At 64.1% G+C, this 12,939-nt stretch carries 14 protein-coding genes and 1 pseudogene; 7 read left to right on the forward strand and 8 right to left on the reverse strand.

The genetic code is table 11. From position 1 onward, the window contains the following. Positions 1-79: 79 nt before the first annotated feature. Positions 80-913 carry a GntR family transcriptional regulator gene (locus ACN9M4_RS04855; RefSeq protein ID WP_426302434.1) on the reverse strand — a complete coding sequence of 278 codons (834 nt, stop codon included), beginning with the start codon at positions 911-913 and terminating at the stop codon, positions 80-82. A 259-nt stretch (positions 914-1,172) separates the two neighbouring features. Here ACN9M4_RS04855 and ACN9M4_RS04860 point away from each other — a divergent pair, with 259 nt between their 5' ends. Both ACN9M4_RS04860 and ACN9M4_RS04865 read left to right on the forward strand, forming a co-directional pair. Next, positions 1,173-1,790, forward strand: coding sequence for a DUF1326 domain-containing protein (locus ACN9M4_RS04860; RefSeq protein ID WP_426302435.1), 618 nt, complete (start codon positions 1,173-1,175; stop codon positions 1,788-1,790). A gap of 100 nt (positions 1,791-1,890) precedes the next feature. After that, the gene (locus ACN9M4_RS04865) at positions 1,891-2,616 is read left to right on the forward strand and encodes a DUF2182 domain-containing protein (RefSeq protein WP_426302436.1); all 726 of its coding nucleotides are present in this window, start codon (positions 1,891-1,893) and stop codon (positions 2,614-2,616) included. A gap of 225 nt (positions 2,617-2,841) precedes the next feature. Here ACN9M4_RS04865 and ACN9M4_RS04870 read toward each other — a convergent pair whose 3' ends face one another. After that, a complete protein-coding gene (locus tag ACN9M4_RS04870; RefSeq protein WP_426302437.1) occupies positions 2,842-3,105 on the reverse strand; it encodes a hypothetical protein in 264 nt (87 codons plus the stop codon). Positions 3,106-3,155: 50 nt separating this feature from the next. Further along, positions 3,156-3,587 (reverse strand): VOC family protein, encoded by a 432-nt coding sequence (locus tag ACN9M4_RS04875; protein WP_426302438.1) that lies wholly within the window; start codon positions 3,585-3,587, stop codon positions 3,156-3,158. 92 nt (positions 3,588-3,679) lie between these two features. On the opposite strand from ACN9M4_RS04875, the gene ACN9M4_RS04880 reads away from it, so the two are divergent. Further along, positions 3,680-4,363, forward strand: coding sequence for a hypothetical protein (locus ACN9M4_RS04880; protein WP_426302439.1), 684 nt, complete (start codon positions 3,680-3,682; stop codon positions 4,361-4,363). A gap of 14 nt (positions 4,364-4,377) precedes the next feature. Beyond that, positions 4,378-4,770 (forward strand): GNAT family N-acetyltransferase, encoded by a 393-nt coding sequence (locus ACN9M4_RS04885; protein ID WP_426302440.1) that lies wholly within the window; start codon positions 4,378-4,380, stop codon positions 4,768-4,770. A gap of 103 nt (positions 4,771-4,873) precedes the next feature. Here ACN9M4_RS04885 and ACN9M4_RS04890 read toward each other — a convergent pair whose 3' ends face one another. The 3 genes from ACN9M4_RS04890 to sigK all read right to left on the reverse strand — a co-directional run bounded on the left by ACN9M4_RS04890 (position 4,874) and on the right by sigK (position 6,970). After that, a complete protein-coding gene (locus ACN9M4_RS04890) occupies positions 4,874-5,326 on the reverse strand; it encodes a DUF4383 domain-containing protein (protein ID WP_426302441.1) in 453 nt (150 codons plus the stop codon). Positions 5,327-5,460: 134 nt separating this feature from the next. Then, positions 5,461-6,306: an anti-sigma factor gene (locus tag ACN9M4_RS04895; protein ID WP_426303390.1), complete on the reverse strand. Its 846-nt coding sequence runs from the start codon at positions 6,304-6,306 to the stop codon at positions 5,461-5,463. 10 nt (positions 6,307-6,316) lie between these two features. Then, the gene (gene sigK / locus ACN9M4_RS04900) at positions 6,317-6,970 is read right to left on the reverse strand and encodes an ECF RNA polymerase sigma factor SigK (protein ID WP_426302442.1); all 654 of its coding nucleotides are present in this window, start codon (positions 6,968-6,970) and stop codon (positions 6,317-6,319) included. 267 nt (positions 6,971-7,237) lie between these two features. On the opposite strand from sigK, the gene ACN9M4_RS04905 reads away from it, so the two are divergent. Together ACN9M4_RS04905 and ACN9M4_RS04910 are read left to right on the forward strand one after the other, a co-directional pair. After that, positions 7,238-7,549: a hypothetical protein gene (locus tag ACN9M4_RS04905; protein ID WP_426302443.1), complete on the forward strand. Its 312-nt coding sequence runs from the start codon at positions 7,238-7,240 to the stop codon at positions 7,547-7,549. Between the two features lie 254 nt (positions 7,550-7,803). After that, a complete protein-coding gene (locus ACN9M4_RS04910) occupies positions 7,804-8,619 on the forward strand; it encodes a hypothetical protein (protein ID WP_426302444.1) in 816 nt (271 codons plus the stop codon). Positions 8,620-8,622: 3 nt separating this feature from the next. On the opposite strand, the gene ACN9M4_RS04915 is transcribed toward ACN9M4_RS04910, so the two are convergent. Further along, entirely contained in the window at positions 8,623-8,799 is a 177-nt protein-coding gene (locus ACN9M4_RS04915) for a hypothetical protein (protein WP_426302445.1), read from the reverse strand. A gap of 54 nt (positions 8,800-8,853) precedes the next feature. Then, complete coding sequence (locus ACN9M4_RS04920) at positions 8,854-9,456, reverse strand: hypothetical protein (RefSeq protein WP_426302446.1); 603 nt, start codon at positions 9,454-9,456, stop codon at positions 8,854-8,856. A gap of 110 nt (positions 9,457-9,566) precedes the next feature. Here ACN9M4_RS04920 and ACN9M4_RS04925 point away from each other — a divergent pair. Next, a pseudogene (locus ACN9M4_RS04925) lies at positions 9,567-12,681 on the forward strand (DUF3427 domain-containing protein). Positions 12,682-12,939: the final 258 nt, after the last annotated feature.

Genomic DNA, 12,939 nt, shown 5'->3' on the forward strand with positions numbered 1-12,939 from the left:
ACCTGACAGGCCCGGAATGACGCGGTTGCGCTCGGTGGTGTTGCGGGGTGATCCAGCAGAAGCGACGCCATGACCCGCGCTATGACGACTGCATGACCGACAAATGCCCGGCCTTGGCCGCCACCAGGCACTTGGCCAGGTAGAAGGGCCTGCCGCTCCGGCGCACGTACTGGGTGAGGACCAGCACCGGGTCCGAGGGGCGCAGGTCCAGCAGCTTGGCGCGGCTCGGGCCCGCGGTGCTGAGGCTGATCTGGCATTCGCCCGGCCCAAGCGTCATCCCAGGCCGCTCGGCGAGGATCTCAAGGAGGGTCTTCGGAGCCAGGCTGGTGCGCCCGGCGGGGTCGGCCGCGGCGGCCAGCCAGTCGCCGTCGTCGGCTGTCTTCCCGCCGGACGCAGGAGCGGACGCAAAACCGGGCTCCCGGCCGGTTCCCGCAGGCACGTTTTCCTGCAGGTGTCCTATCGCCTCGCCGTTGCGGATGAGCACGCTTTCCCACAGCCAGCAGTCCTCGTTGGGCTCGACGCCGATGCCCGGGGCGACGAACTCGGAGGCCGGCTGGAAATCGGCCAGGGTGCGTTTGACCTGGACGTCCATCTCGGAGCCCCCGAGGAGCTGGTCGAAGGGGCGGATCTTTTCGATGCCGATGCGGGGGAGGGAGTCCGCCACGAAGCGTCCGACGCCGCGGCGCGCCCGGGTGAGGCCGTCTTCCTCGAGCAGCATGAGGGCTTCGCGGATGACCGTACGGCTGACGTCCATCATGACGCCGAGTTCGGTTTCCGTAGGCAGCAACGAGCCCGGGGGGAGCAGCTTGGTGCGGATGGCTTCGGCGATGCGGGAGTACGCGGCAACGCGCAGGGGCTGGCCTTGTTGGGCGGTGAGGGGTCGGGACAGGAACTGGACGGCGGTGTCGGTCACGGGGCCTCGCTTGGGTGGGGTATCGCCACTGTATCGGGGTTGTATAACAAATCAAATCCGGCGTATGGAGCAGGCGATGAAGGCCGCCGGGTACCTCCAAAATGGCGTCTTCGATTGGCCTGCCGCGGCATATTGACTCCGTCTTGGGGCAGGCCTAACCTCTGCCTTAACGGGCGTGGTTGGCCCGTTTCTTCAGTGTTTTCGGCGCTGCGTCTGGGGGCGCTCCGCTGGGCAATAGTGCCAGCGAGGAGAGTCCTAAATGTCTTGGGAAATGTCCGGAAAGTATGTTGCAAGCTGCAGTTGTTCATTGGTCTGCCCGTGCCCGGTTGACGGCGAGCCAACCGGCCCGGACAAGGAATGTCGAGGCGTTGCCGTGTTCCATATTGAGGGCGGCAAACTCGACGACACCGATCTTTCGGGAGTCGATTTCGCTTTTGCGAACTGGTTCCCCACGAACCTCACGGCCGGTGGCTGGAAGATCGGGGTGGTAGTTGATCAAGGGGCTGCCGATGGCCAGGCAGCGGCCCTTGAGCGCATCCTGCACGGCGACGAGGGAGGCCCGTTTGCGGACTTCGCGGCGCTGTACGGGGAGTGGCTGGGTGTGCAGCGCGCAAGTATCAGTTTCTCTGACAGCGCCACACCGTCCGCTTCGGTGGAAGGGAGCGTGAGTTACACCTTCGAGCCGCTGCCCGGACCCGACGGCGGCGTCACAACGGTCAAGAACGCGATGTATGGCTTCGCACCCGAGTTCATGATCGGACGGGCGCCGACCAAGTCGACCCTGTTCGGTCTCGATTTCGACGGCGTCTATGGCGAGAGCGCTGAGTTCAGCTTCGCCAGCGAGATGCCCGAAGGTGCCGCCAGGGGCCGGGCGTGACGGCCGGCCTCCGGTGAACAGGAAAGGAGTTCGGGGAACCGGGGCGCGCATGGCGGGCGTCCCGGTTTTCCGGGTCGATCCGCGCTCTGTCGATCCTCGCGTGGCAATCCTTGTCGCGTTCCTGCTCGCGCTCGCCGGTGCGAGCTGGATCTTCTCGGCCGTGCAGATGAACGGCATGGACATGGGGCGTTGGACGGACCCCGGTCCGCTGGGCTTTTTCCTCACCACATGGGTGGTGATGCTGGCCGCGATGATGTTTCCGTCCGTGGCGCCAATGGTCGTTGCCTATGACATGATCCAGCGCCATCGCCGCGGCTCCGGACGCTACGCTCCGCGGGGTTCCACCGCTGTGTTCGTGGCCGGCTACCTCCTTGCGTGGACGGCGTTCGGCCTGGCGGCCTACGCGCTTTACGCCGTGGTTGCGGCAATCATTCCCGGCGCGCTCACGTCGGAACCGGGAGGCCGCTATGTGGCGGCCGCGGTGATCCTCGCGGCGGCCGCCTATCAGTTCACACCGGCGAAGAACGTCGCCCTGATGAAATGCCGGACCCCCATGGACTTCATCCTGCGCCGGGTGCGGTACGGGTACGTCGGTGCGCTGCGCTTGGGAGTCGAACACGGCACGTGGTGCGTCAGCTGCTGCTGGGCGCTGATGATCGCCCTGTTCGCGCTCGGCGTCATGAGCCTTGGCTGGATGGCCGTGGTGGGCGCGTTCATCGCCCTCGAGAAGATGTTTCCGTGGAAGCGCTTCGCCAACCGCGCCGTCGCCGTCGCCCTGGTGCTGATCGCGCTTGGTGTTGCCCTGGTGCCGGGAATGGCCTCCTGACTGCCGGCGTCACCTAGCCGTACGGAGCTCCCTAGCCATACAGCAGCGAGCCCGGCGTGGTGAGCTTCTCGCCGGTCTCCAGCCAGGTCTTCAGAAGTACGTGGAAACGCAGGCTAAGCGAGACTCAGCTCGCTGTCTGTGTAGGCCCCGGCGCGGGGTGCCAGCGACGCCTGGCAGGTGCAGTTGCTTTCGACTTCGATTCGGATGGTCACCGTTTCGCCGCCCTCAACACTGAGGATGACGGGCTCCGTTCCGGCACTGGAAACTCGCAGGACTGGCGACGTTGCAGACATGGGGAAGCTCTTTCGGATTGAACGGGATGGCGAGGATCAGCCAGTCGCGTCGAGGACGCCGCGCGATGGTCGCCGCCGCGCCCGCAGAGGCGAGGATGATGAGCAGGATCTGGCCGGCGCGGGTGGGCACGTACCTGGCGGCAATATCGCCCAGCACCAGCCCGGTAAGGCAGGCTCCGGCAACGGTCAGCCACATGGTCCATGGTAGCTCCGGAGGACGCCGGCGCTGTGTTGTGCGTCACGACGTTACCCGAGCGCCACCTTGCCGTCCTCGCCGATGCCCCAGCCGGGGTTGTGCGCGATCTCCCAGATGATGCCGTTGGGGTCTTTGACATGGCCGTGGAAGATCCCGCCGAAGGCTCCCGCCTGTGCCGGCTTCAGCACCGTCGCCCCGGCCGCTTCCAGCCTCGCGATGGTGCTGGACACTTCAGCCGCGCTGCCTACGTTGTGCGAAAGGGTCACGCCCCTGACGCCGGCGGGTTCCCCCGCCCTGCCCAGGTCCTGGTTGAACTTGACGGAATCGAACAGGCCGAGCACCAGGCCGGGCGCCACCTGGAAGAAGATGATTTCCCCGGGGACGTCCAGCAACGGGTCCCAGCCGAGCCCGTCCTTGTAGAACCCGCGGGCACGGTCCAGGTCCCCGGTGGCGAAGGTGATGAAATGCAGTTTCTGGTCCATGGGGGGATCGTAACGGAGGGCCGGACACACCAGGCCGCGGGCACAATCCAAGCGTCCTTGGAGGCGCACCAGCGCGATGGGAGGATGAACGGGTGGAACCCTTTTTCGACTTCGTGGGCAACTACTGGTGGCTCGTTTTCCCCATCGGAGGAATGGCCGGCGGGTGGGCGCGCCAGTGGTCCAAGGCGAGTGAACGGCGGCACCGGCGCAAGGTGGAGCTGTACAAGCTGAAGAACCAGGCGGCCGCGGCGGAGCAGGCCAGCCGTTCTGAGGTGGCCGCGCTAATCGCGGCGCACGATTCGGTGAACCACAAATGGCTGGACTACGAACTGGACGTTGGCAAGATCATTGACTTCCCGCTCATGACGGATGTCCGCGAACCCCTCACCGTCGCGTACCTGCGGGCCAAGAAGGACGCCGACGCCTTGCGGCCGGCTGACCCGGCGGACATCACGACGGCGGCCCGGCTGGCTGAGTACCGCGCCGCCGTGCACGGCTTCGAGCTGGCGTTCGACGTCGCCGAACGCGAAGCCCGGCGCATCAAGGACGGCAACTTCACAGGCCCCGAACGGCAACGGCTGGCGACCGCCAGGAAGCTCCTGCGGATTGCCGAAGACAGTGCCGCCACGCCCGCTGAACGGCAGACGGCGTACAGGCGCGCCCGCAAAGAGCTGGACGGACTGATTGTCCTGCCGGAAGCCTCCGTGGCCGCACTGGAAGAGAAGATCGCCGGCATGCTCGACGCCCGGAAAGACCCGGCCGGACCCTCTGCATGACGTACATTCGGGGGATGGACAATTTGCTCATCCACCACAACACCGAGCGCGAGCGCTTCGAACTGCTGGACGCCGGCCGCGTGATCGGCAAGGCCGCGTACAAGGAGTACGACGGTGGCGCTGACGCCGGCTCCGGCTCGGAGGCCTCCTCTGACGGCCCCGCCCGGCAGCGGATTTTCTACCACACGGTCATCAACGAGGAGTACGGCGGGCAGGGCTTGGCCGGGAAGCTTGCCACCGAAGCGCTGGACCAGACGGTCGCCGAGGGCCTGCGGATCGTTCCGGTGTGCCCGTTCATCAAGAAGTTCCTCCTCAAGCACACCGAGTACGAGGCCCACGTGACCAGGCCGACCCCGGCCCACCTCGCCTTCCTCGAGGACGCGCTCGCGCAGCGGGTCAAGGCATAGCTTCAGCTGCGACGTAAGAGCCAAAAACACGTCAGGGCTCCCGGAATTCCGGGAGCCTGTTTCCCCGGGCTTCAGCGGGGAGCCGACCCTACGGCCGGACGCGCTACGGTCGGACGCTGTTGCGGCCCCGGGTGAGGATCACGGACAGCGCCACCATTCCAACGCCGAGGAGCAGGTGCAGGATGTTGTCAAAGCTGTTCAGCGGCACGAAGTTGCCGGCCGAATCCTGCGGGACCACCAGGCCGTAGATGAACAGAACCAGGTAGGTGATTCCGCCGTAGAGCAGGAACCCCTTGGATCCGCTGGCGCTGCGGGCGAGGAACAGCCCGGCCGCGCCGAAGAGCAGGTGCACGATGTTGTGCAGGGCCGATACCTGGAACAGGCCCAGCAGCATGGCTTCGGAGTGGTGTCCGGCGAAGCCCATTTCACCAAAGTCGGTTGTGATGCCAGGAACAAAACCAAGAACGCCGACCAGCAGGAACACGGCGCCTACGGCCAGGGATGCCTTCTGGACAATGGTGCGGCCTGCTGTGCGGGTAAGCGGGTGAGTAGCCATGATGATTTCTCCTGAATGCGATGGTTCCTTGGACCAGCGGCTCGTGGGTTCCGCTGTCCCGAGGGGTTACGCCTGTTATTCGGCGCGCATCGCAGGCCGGATGGGTGGTTCAGGAAAAAATCAGGAATCCGGCTTTAGGAATCCAGCCGGGCAGAAGCGACAGTGGGCAGCGTGGGCACTGCCGATCCGCCAGCAGGTTCCACGGTGATCCCCAGCATGGAGGCGGGACCGATCCCGCTCACCACGGCCGGCTTGGACAGCGCTTCGGCATCCATGAGTCCTTGCGAGACGGGCGCCGACCCATTTCTGGGGATCAGCCACATCTGGTAGACCTTGCCCGCGGGCGGAGGAGGCACGTCCTTCATCCGCACCACCAACGCGTCCTTCGACGCCGAAATCGCCAGCAGCACGGTGCCGCCACCGGTCACGTTCGTGGACGCTTCGCGGACATCCTGTGCCTCCAGCACCTGGTTGACCGGGTCGTTCTGGCTCGCCACATAGCTGCCGATGCCCACCCCGCCCAGCGCCAAAGCCGCCGCGGCGGCCGCACCGATCAGCCACCTGCGGGCGGCGGAAGGCCGACGTCGTTCCTCACGCCCCTGCCTCGCGGCTGCCAGTTCATCGCCCGACGCCGGTCCGGCAGCTTCCGCAGCCGCTTTCCCGGACATTGCTTCCGGCAGTTGTGGCAGCTCCGCTGGCAGCTGCGCCAGCGTCCGTTCCAGCAGCCCGGCAGGCGGTTCTTCCTCAGCCGTGAAGGCCAGTGCCAGGGTTTCCCGCGCCTGGCGGACCCGTTCGTTGAAGGCATCGCGTTCTGCTTGCGGGGCGGTTGAGATGTAGGTGTCGATCGCGTCGCGCTCGTCATTGCTGACGGCGTCCAGGGCGTAGATCTCCGCCAGCTCAACGGCGCGGCCGGCCTTGAGGTCGGTGGCAATATCGGCGGCGAAACCGCGGGGGCGGGGGCCGCCGTCGTTCGCGTCCATGCTGTTCATCTCAACTCACCTCCAAACAGGTCTTCAGCCGGATCAGTCCGTCCCGGATCCGGGATTTGATGGTCGGTAATGCGGAATTCAATCGCTCGGCGACTTCCCGGTAGCTCAGGCCGCCGTAGTACGCCAGCCGGACCGATTCCTGCTGGGTCTCGGTGAGCGTCTTGAGGCATCGCACCACGGCTTCGGCTTCCAGACGGCCGCCTACCTCATCGGACACCGAGTCGTGCTCGATCTCCTGACTGGAGGCGCCGAATCTGGCCTCGCGGTCCGTGGAAGCCTGCGCCGAGCGGACCTTGTCCACGGCGCGGCGGTGCGCGATGGTCATGAGCCAGGCGAGCGGGCTCCCGGCCGCGGCGTTGAAGCCGGCCGCGCTCTGCCACACCTGCAGGAAGACTTCCTGGGTGGCGTCCTCGCTGAGCTCCGGGTCCACCACGATCCGCCGCGCCATGCCGAACACGCGCCGCGCGGTGAGACGGTAGAACTCCGCGAAGGCGTCCCGGTCGCCGTCGGCGATCTGTCCGAGGAGTCCTGCCAGCTGCCCGCTCAGCTCCAGCCCAGTGGTCGCCGCGACGGCGGCAGGCTCGTCCGCCGTTTCGGGAACATGGGGAGTGTCCATCACGGTCCAGCATAGGCCGCGCAGCTGCAGCGTTGTCACTCCTCCGCCTCCCCGTTCGTGGCTGGTTATCGACGCAGGCCGCCGACACAATGTATTCGGAGCCGGCGGGGGTTTGGATGAGTGCCCGGGTTCGGCCCCGGGCTCAGCGTCGGGGCAGGATTTCCGCAGGATTAGCCCAACTTGTCCCGTGGACGGGAATGGCTGCGTATCTTCGTTTCGGGGGATGAACAGCGGACCGAGAATGCGGCGCGGGGTGTCTCCCGAAAATTGCTATCGCACCGACAATGCCGTCGAAAGGTCTCACAAATGTCCCAACAGAATTACAGCCAGTCGTACCAGTACCCGAATTACCCGAACGTCCAGCAGAACAATTCGCTGGAGCACTTCCAAGGAAGCAAGTTCAAGGAAAAGTCGATCATTTTTGGCGTCATCGGCTTCTTCGTTCTGGGAATTGTCTTCGGTCCGCTGGCCATTTCCAATGCACGGAAGGCCGAGGCCCTGCATCACTCGGCAACCCTGGGCAAGGTGCTTGGCTGGGTGGACACAATTTGCTCCGCTCTGGGAATCGTCATGGTCCTGTTCTTCATGATCGCGGCGGCGTCGAGCGCAGGGCGTTAGACGCGGGCTGATCGCGGGGGAGCGCCGCCGTCGTGCGCCGGCTGGTCCGGCGCACGACGGCGGCTGGAACTGTTAGCGGTTGTTGGAGACTCCGGTCAGGAAGCCGGGGTGCCTAGAGGCAGTGCCCCCTAAGGCCAAAGGCCAGTAGCAGTCAGAGCGGGTTGCCAGCCCTCGCGGTGCTGCCGGGCGGAACCGTGGTTTGGAATGTTGGCGGAACGAAGGTGGGGTGCGTTCCCCGAGGACTACCATGGGTCATGGCTCGTTTCGGGATGAAGATGGCATGCACGTTCCTGGCCCTTCTTGGGCTGCTGACCGCCGGGGCGGCTCCTGCGACGGCGGCTCCGCCACCGCGGAGTCCGGAGCCGGTAGGCAACGACGTTTCCTGGCCACAGTGCGGCAAGACCCTTCCCACGGGGCTGGCCTTCGCGATCGTGGGAGTGACCGGCGGCCTGGCCAACAACACCAATCCCTGCCTGGCTGAGCAACTCGCGTGGGCCGCGGGCTCCACCGGGGGAACGGCGCAACCCAAGGTGGCCCTGTATGTGAACACGGCCAACCCAGGGCATACCGGCACGTGGTGGCCGACGTCGAACAGCTACGCCGGCAAGCAGGTCGCCAATCCCTACGGGACGTGCGGCGGCGCCGTGGATGCCGCCTGCTCCTACATCTACGGCTACGCGAAGGCCTATGACGACGCCACGATCCGCGGCGTGAGCAACCCCGGGAGCTATTTCTGGTGGCTGGACGTGGAAACTGGCAACAGCTGGCAGGCCAACACGGCACTGAACAGGGCCGACCTCGAAGGAATGGTGGCCTACTTCAAGAGCATCACCTCTGGCGTTTCCGGCGCTGGCGTGGGGATCTATTCGACCGGCTACCAGTGGGGAACCATCGCCGGAACCGTGCCGTCCGGCAGCTCCCTCACCGGACTGCCGAGCTGGCTCGCCGGCGCCAAGACCCTGCGCGGAGCGAAGTCGAACTGTTCCCTGCCCGGCCTGACCTCCGGAAGCCGGGTGTCGGTGACCCAGTACGTGTCTGGAGGGCTCGACTACGACTTCTCCTGCCCCTGATTCCTAGTCCCGCCGGGCCGCTCCTTCGAACACCAGCCGCACCGCGTTCCGCACCCGCTCGCGGGTGGCGGCCGGATCCTCGGATGCAGCCCGCACCACCAGCTGGTAGTAGTACACGCCGTTGATGAGGTCGATCATGGCCTCCACGTCCACGCCCGGATCGATCTCACCCGTTTCCATTCCGGAGTAGTCCGACGTCGTTCAGGGTCGCTTTTCGTCTTGCTTGCCATATTTCTAGGCCTTCTTGTAATTGCTGAGACCGTGCCTCTTGTTGCCGCCCGCGACCTTCACGTTGGCGAACGGAGCAATTCGTTCCGCGTCGTGGAGGGTGGAGCGCACTGCCGCCGGCACCGATGCAGCGAAGGTCCTCAGCATGAGCGATTCCACCGCGGCAGGATCATCTGAAAGACCGTAGTGAACAGCTAGCGACTCAATTCCCGACAGTGTTTTGAGCCACCAACCACCAGAATGCGGTGCACGCTCCCCGATTTGGGTCTTGTAAAACTGGTGGACTCTCGTTTGAAGGGATGTTCCTGCCAGCCCGATGTACAGAATGGCAGACCGAGGGATCCAGAACCTGCTGATTCTGGTGGCGATTTCCTCGTTCGTAACTGCATTTCCATCGACCATTACTGACGGGCACTCGGACCTGAGAATTTCGAACGCGCTTGTAGATGGCCGATATTCCACCATGTGGCCTACCTGATCATTCACATCAGGTGTCGAAGCGACGAGGTAGACCCCAGGCTGATGCAAAGGAATTCTCTCACCCCAAGGCACTACTCCCGCTGGCTTCAGCCCACATGCATCGAAGAGTTCCCCCACCGAGATTGTCATAGAGTCAGAATATGGCCGGGCACGGACAATTTGATGCTTTGGCCAATGTCGCACCCACCCAATACTCTGGCGGAGTGAACACATTCGGCGGGGGAATGGCCGCGGAGCAACTGCGTGAAGGTCTGTACGAGCTGCTGCGAACGGATGGACTGGAAGACAGGCTAAGAACAGCACCGGACCTTCAACCTGGCTTCCTGGAAGTTGGCGAGGAAGACGCCCCGGACATTCTCTCGAGGCATGTCGCCGACGTGGTCCGTGATGCCCTGACGGCCGCGAGGCCCGGCGAACGCGTGGATCTTGCCAACCGGCTCCTCCAGACCTTGAGCCACAGTGACCGCGTAGCCGACGGCCCCGCCCAGCTCCTGTCCCTCCACCGTCCCGACGCACTGAAAAGGCGCCAGCTTCGCCGCCCCACCACGAGGCTGAGTGACTCGGCCCTCCTCACCAACAGCAAGGACGACCCTAACCTCGCCGCAGAACTTCGGGCCGAAATCGAGTCGGCCAACACTGTGGATCTCCTCTGCGCGTTCGTTCGCTGGACGGGCCTCAGGCTCCTCCAGCCGGCCCTTGAACAGCTGACCGACCGCGGGGTGAAGCTGCGGGTCATTACCACCACGTACATGGGTGCCACCGAGCGGCGCGCCATCGACGAACTTGCCAACCGATATGGCGCCGAAGTGAAGATCAATTATGAAACCCAGGCCACCCGCCTTCATGCGAAGGCCTGGCTGTTCCGGCGTCACTCGGGATTCGACACGGCCTACGTCGGCAGCTCAAACCTGAGCCAGGCGGCCCTGCTGGACGGTTTGGAATGGAACGTCCGTCTGAGCTCCGTCTCCACACCGGCGCTGTTGAAGAAGTTCGAGGTCACTTTCGATAGCTACTGGGAACAGCGAGCATTCCAGAGCTACGACCCCGAACGCGACGGCGACAAACTGGACGCGGCCCTGGAACGGAATGGTGGCAAACGCACGGCAGCACCGGACGCGGGAACCGGACTCGAGGTACAGCCCTTCCTGCACCAGGAGGAAATGCTCGAAGACCTTGAGGCAGAGCGGTCCAAGGGCTTCAACAGAAATCTTCTGGTCGCGGCAACAGGCACCGGCAAGACCATCATCGCCGCATTGGACTACAAACGCCTGTATGAGGCCGCAGGACGGGATCTCAAGTTGCTCTTCGTCGCTCACCGGCAGGAGATCCTTAAACAGTCGATGCGCACGTACCGGGACGTCATGCAGGACGGTGCTTTCGGCGAACTCTACGTCGGCACCCACAAGCCGTCCGAGTGGAAGCACATCTTCGCATCCGTCCAGTCCCTCAACTCGCTCGGCGTTCACGAGCTGGAACCGGACTTCTTCGACGTCGTGGTCATTGACGAGTTCCACCACGCCATGGCCCCGACGTACCAGGCCCTGATGGATCACCTGAAGCCGCAGCAGCTGCTGGGGCTGACCGCGACGCCGGAACGCGGGGACGGCGTCGACGTCGCCCAGCAGTTCTTCGACGGACGCACGGCAAGCGAGCTCCGTCTCTGGGACGCCCTGGACGCCGACCTTCTGGTGCCGTTCCACTACTTCGGCGTGTCCGACGACGTCGACCTCAGCCAGGTCGAATGGAAGCGAGGCAACTACGACACCGCGCAGCTGGACCACCTCTACACGGGAAACGATGCCCGCGCCGCGAAAGTGATCCGCGAGCTGCGGGACAAAGTCACCAGCACCGAGGACATGCGCGCCATCGGCTTCTGTGTGTCGGTTCAGCACGCGCATTACATGGCGGCCGTCTTCAATCAGGCGGGAATCGCTTCGGTCGCCGTGGACGGGACAACCGACGACGCCGAACGAGCACTCGCGCTCCAACGGCTCCGTGAGCGCGCGATCAACTGCATTTTCGCAGTGGACCTTTTCAACGAAGGTCTGGACCTGCCTCAGGTGGACACCATCCTGATGCTGCGGCCCACACAGAGCTCCACCGTCTTTCTGCAGCAACTTGGACGCGGCCTCCGCCGTGCGGACGACAAGGCAGTGTTGACGGTCCTCGACTTTATCGGCCAGCAGCGCCGTGAATTCCGCTTTGACCTGAGGTATCGCGCGCTCACTGGCTATGGCCGGAAGCAACTGGAAAAGGCAGTGGAGGAGGAATTCCCGTTCCTTCCGTCGGGATCGCAGATCGTGCTCGACCGGGTTGCCCAGAAAGTCGTTCTGGACAACATCCAGGCTCAGCTGAAGTTCACTCGAAAGCAGCTCGCTCAGGACATTGCTTCGCACGGCGTGACTGATCTTGAAACGTACCTGCGCACCTCGGGGAACGATCTGAAATCGATCTATCGTTCCACCAAGGACTCCTGGACGGGCTACCTTCGCCAGGCAAGGCTCATTCACGGTTTCTCGCCTTTTGAGGATCGGCTGAAGGGTGTGCACTTCAAGCAGTCAGACGCCGAGGAAAAGAGGCTTCTAGGCCGGATGGCGGCGCTCATTCACGTGGACGATCGGGAACGGGCCGAGGCCTACTCGATGCTTGTTTCCATGGATGCGCCCCGATACGCGGACCTTGGCCCGCGTGAACAGATTTTTGCCCGCATGCTGTTCTACACGCTGTGGGACGACGCCGGCGGGTTCGCATCTTACGACGCCGGGCTGGACCATCTACGCAATTACCAATTTGTGTGTGGCGAGATTCAGCAGTTGGTGAAGCTGGGCGCGGCGTCGTTAAAGCGCCAAAGGGCTTGGTGCTGGGTTACAACACATTCCGTTACTCTCGCACGCCACGTATCGACGAGAGGAAATCCTCGCAGCTCTGGGCTACGGCTCGCTGGAACTGGGCAAATATGTCCAACATCGTGAGGGAGTGGCATGGTGTCCGGAAACATCAACGGATGCCTTCTTCGTCACTCTGAACAAGGATGACACGAAGCATTCAGCCACCACGATGTACCGCGACTACGCGATTAGCCCTGAGCTCTTTCACTGGGAGTCTCAGAACAGCACGTCGCCATCCAGCCCTGTCGGTAAACGCTACCTGGATCGGGTCAGCCACGGTTCGCAGATCCTGCTGTTCACGCGGGACACGGCCGACGACGAAACTGGACTGACCGTGCCGTACACCTGTCTTGGTCAGGTGGATTATGTCCAACACTCGGGGGAGAAGCCGATCGCCATCACCTGGAAGTTGCACCGCCCGATGCCGGCAGATGTGTACGCGACAGCGGCCGCGGTGGCCCAATGAACGACATCCCGGCTCAATCGAGGAATCGGCAGCCGGATATATCGGAGGCCAGGAAACATTCTGGTCGGCCAACATTCGATTTGTCCTGGTTGATCGCCAACAAAGGTCCAACGCTCTTGGTTTGAGATCGAACAGTCCAACTTGGGCTAGCCGCATTCTGCGAAACTGCCGTCCCACAGCGGCGGTACGGGAGTTCGGCACCTGCGTCAGGATGGCTGTGAACTGAAGTCGGCACTTCGCGGGAGCCGGGACTGCCGG

The sequence above is a fragment of the Arthrobacter sp. R-11 genome (genome assembly GCF_049913155.1).
Taxonomy (GTDB): domain Bacteria; phylum Actinomycetota; class Actinomycetes; order Actinomycetales; family Micrococcaceae; genus Arthrobacter.

Excerpts from the sequence above, each read along its gene's own strand:
- ACN9M4_RS04860 (WP_426302435.1), top strand. The coding sequence starts at position 1,173 with ATGTCTTGGGAAATGTCCGGAAAGTATGTTGCAAGCTGCAGTTGTTCA.
- ACN9M4_RS04870 (WP_426302437.1), bottom strand. The coding sequence starts at position 3,105 with ATGTGGCTGACCGTTGCCGGAGCCTGCCTTACCGGGCTGGTGCTGGGC.
- ACN9M4_RS04875 (WP_426302438.1), bottom strand. The coding sequence starts at position 3,587 with ATGGACCAGAAACTGCATTTCATCACCTTCGCCACCGGGGACCTGGAC.
- ACN9M4_RS04885 (WP_426302440.1), top strand. The coding sequence starts at position 4,378 with ATGGACAATTTGCTCATCCACCACAACACCGAGCGCGAGCGCTTCGAA.
- ACN9M4_RS04890 (WP_426302441.1), bottom strand. The coding sequence starts at position 5,326 with ATGGCTACTCACCCGCTTACCCGCACAGCAGGCCGCACCATTGTCCAG.
- ACN9M4_RS04895 (WP_426303390.1), bottom strand. The coding sequence starts at position 6,306 with ATGGACGCGAACGACGGCGGCCCCCGCCCCCGCGGTTTCGCCGCCGAT.
- ACN9M4_RS04905 (WP_426302443.1), top strand. The coding sequence starts at position 7,238 with ATGTCCCAACAGAATTACAGCCAGTCGTACCAGTACCCGAATTACCCG.
- ACN9M4_RS04910 (WP_426302444.1), top strand. The coding sequence starts at position 7,804 with ATGGCTCGTTTCGGGATGAAGATGGCATGCACGTTCCTGGCCCTTCTT.
- ACN9M4_RS04915 (WP_426302445.1), bottom strand. The coding sequence starts at position 8,799 with ATGGAAACGGGTGAGATCGATCCGGGCGTGGACGTGGAGGCCATGATC.
- ACN9M4_RS04920 (WP_426302446.1), bottom strand. The coding sequence starts at position 9,456 with ATGACAATCTCGGTGGGGGAACTCTTCGATGCATGTGGGCTGAAGCCA.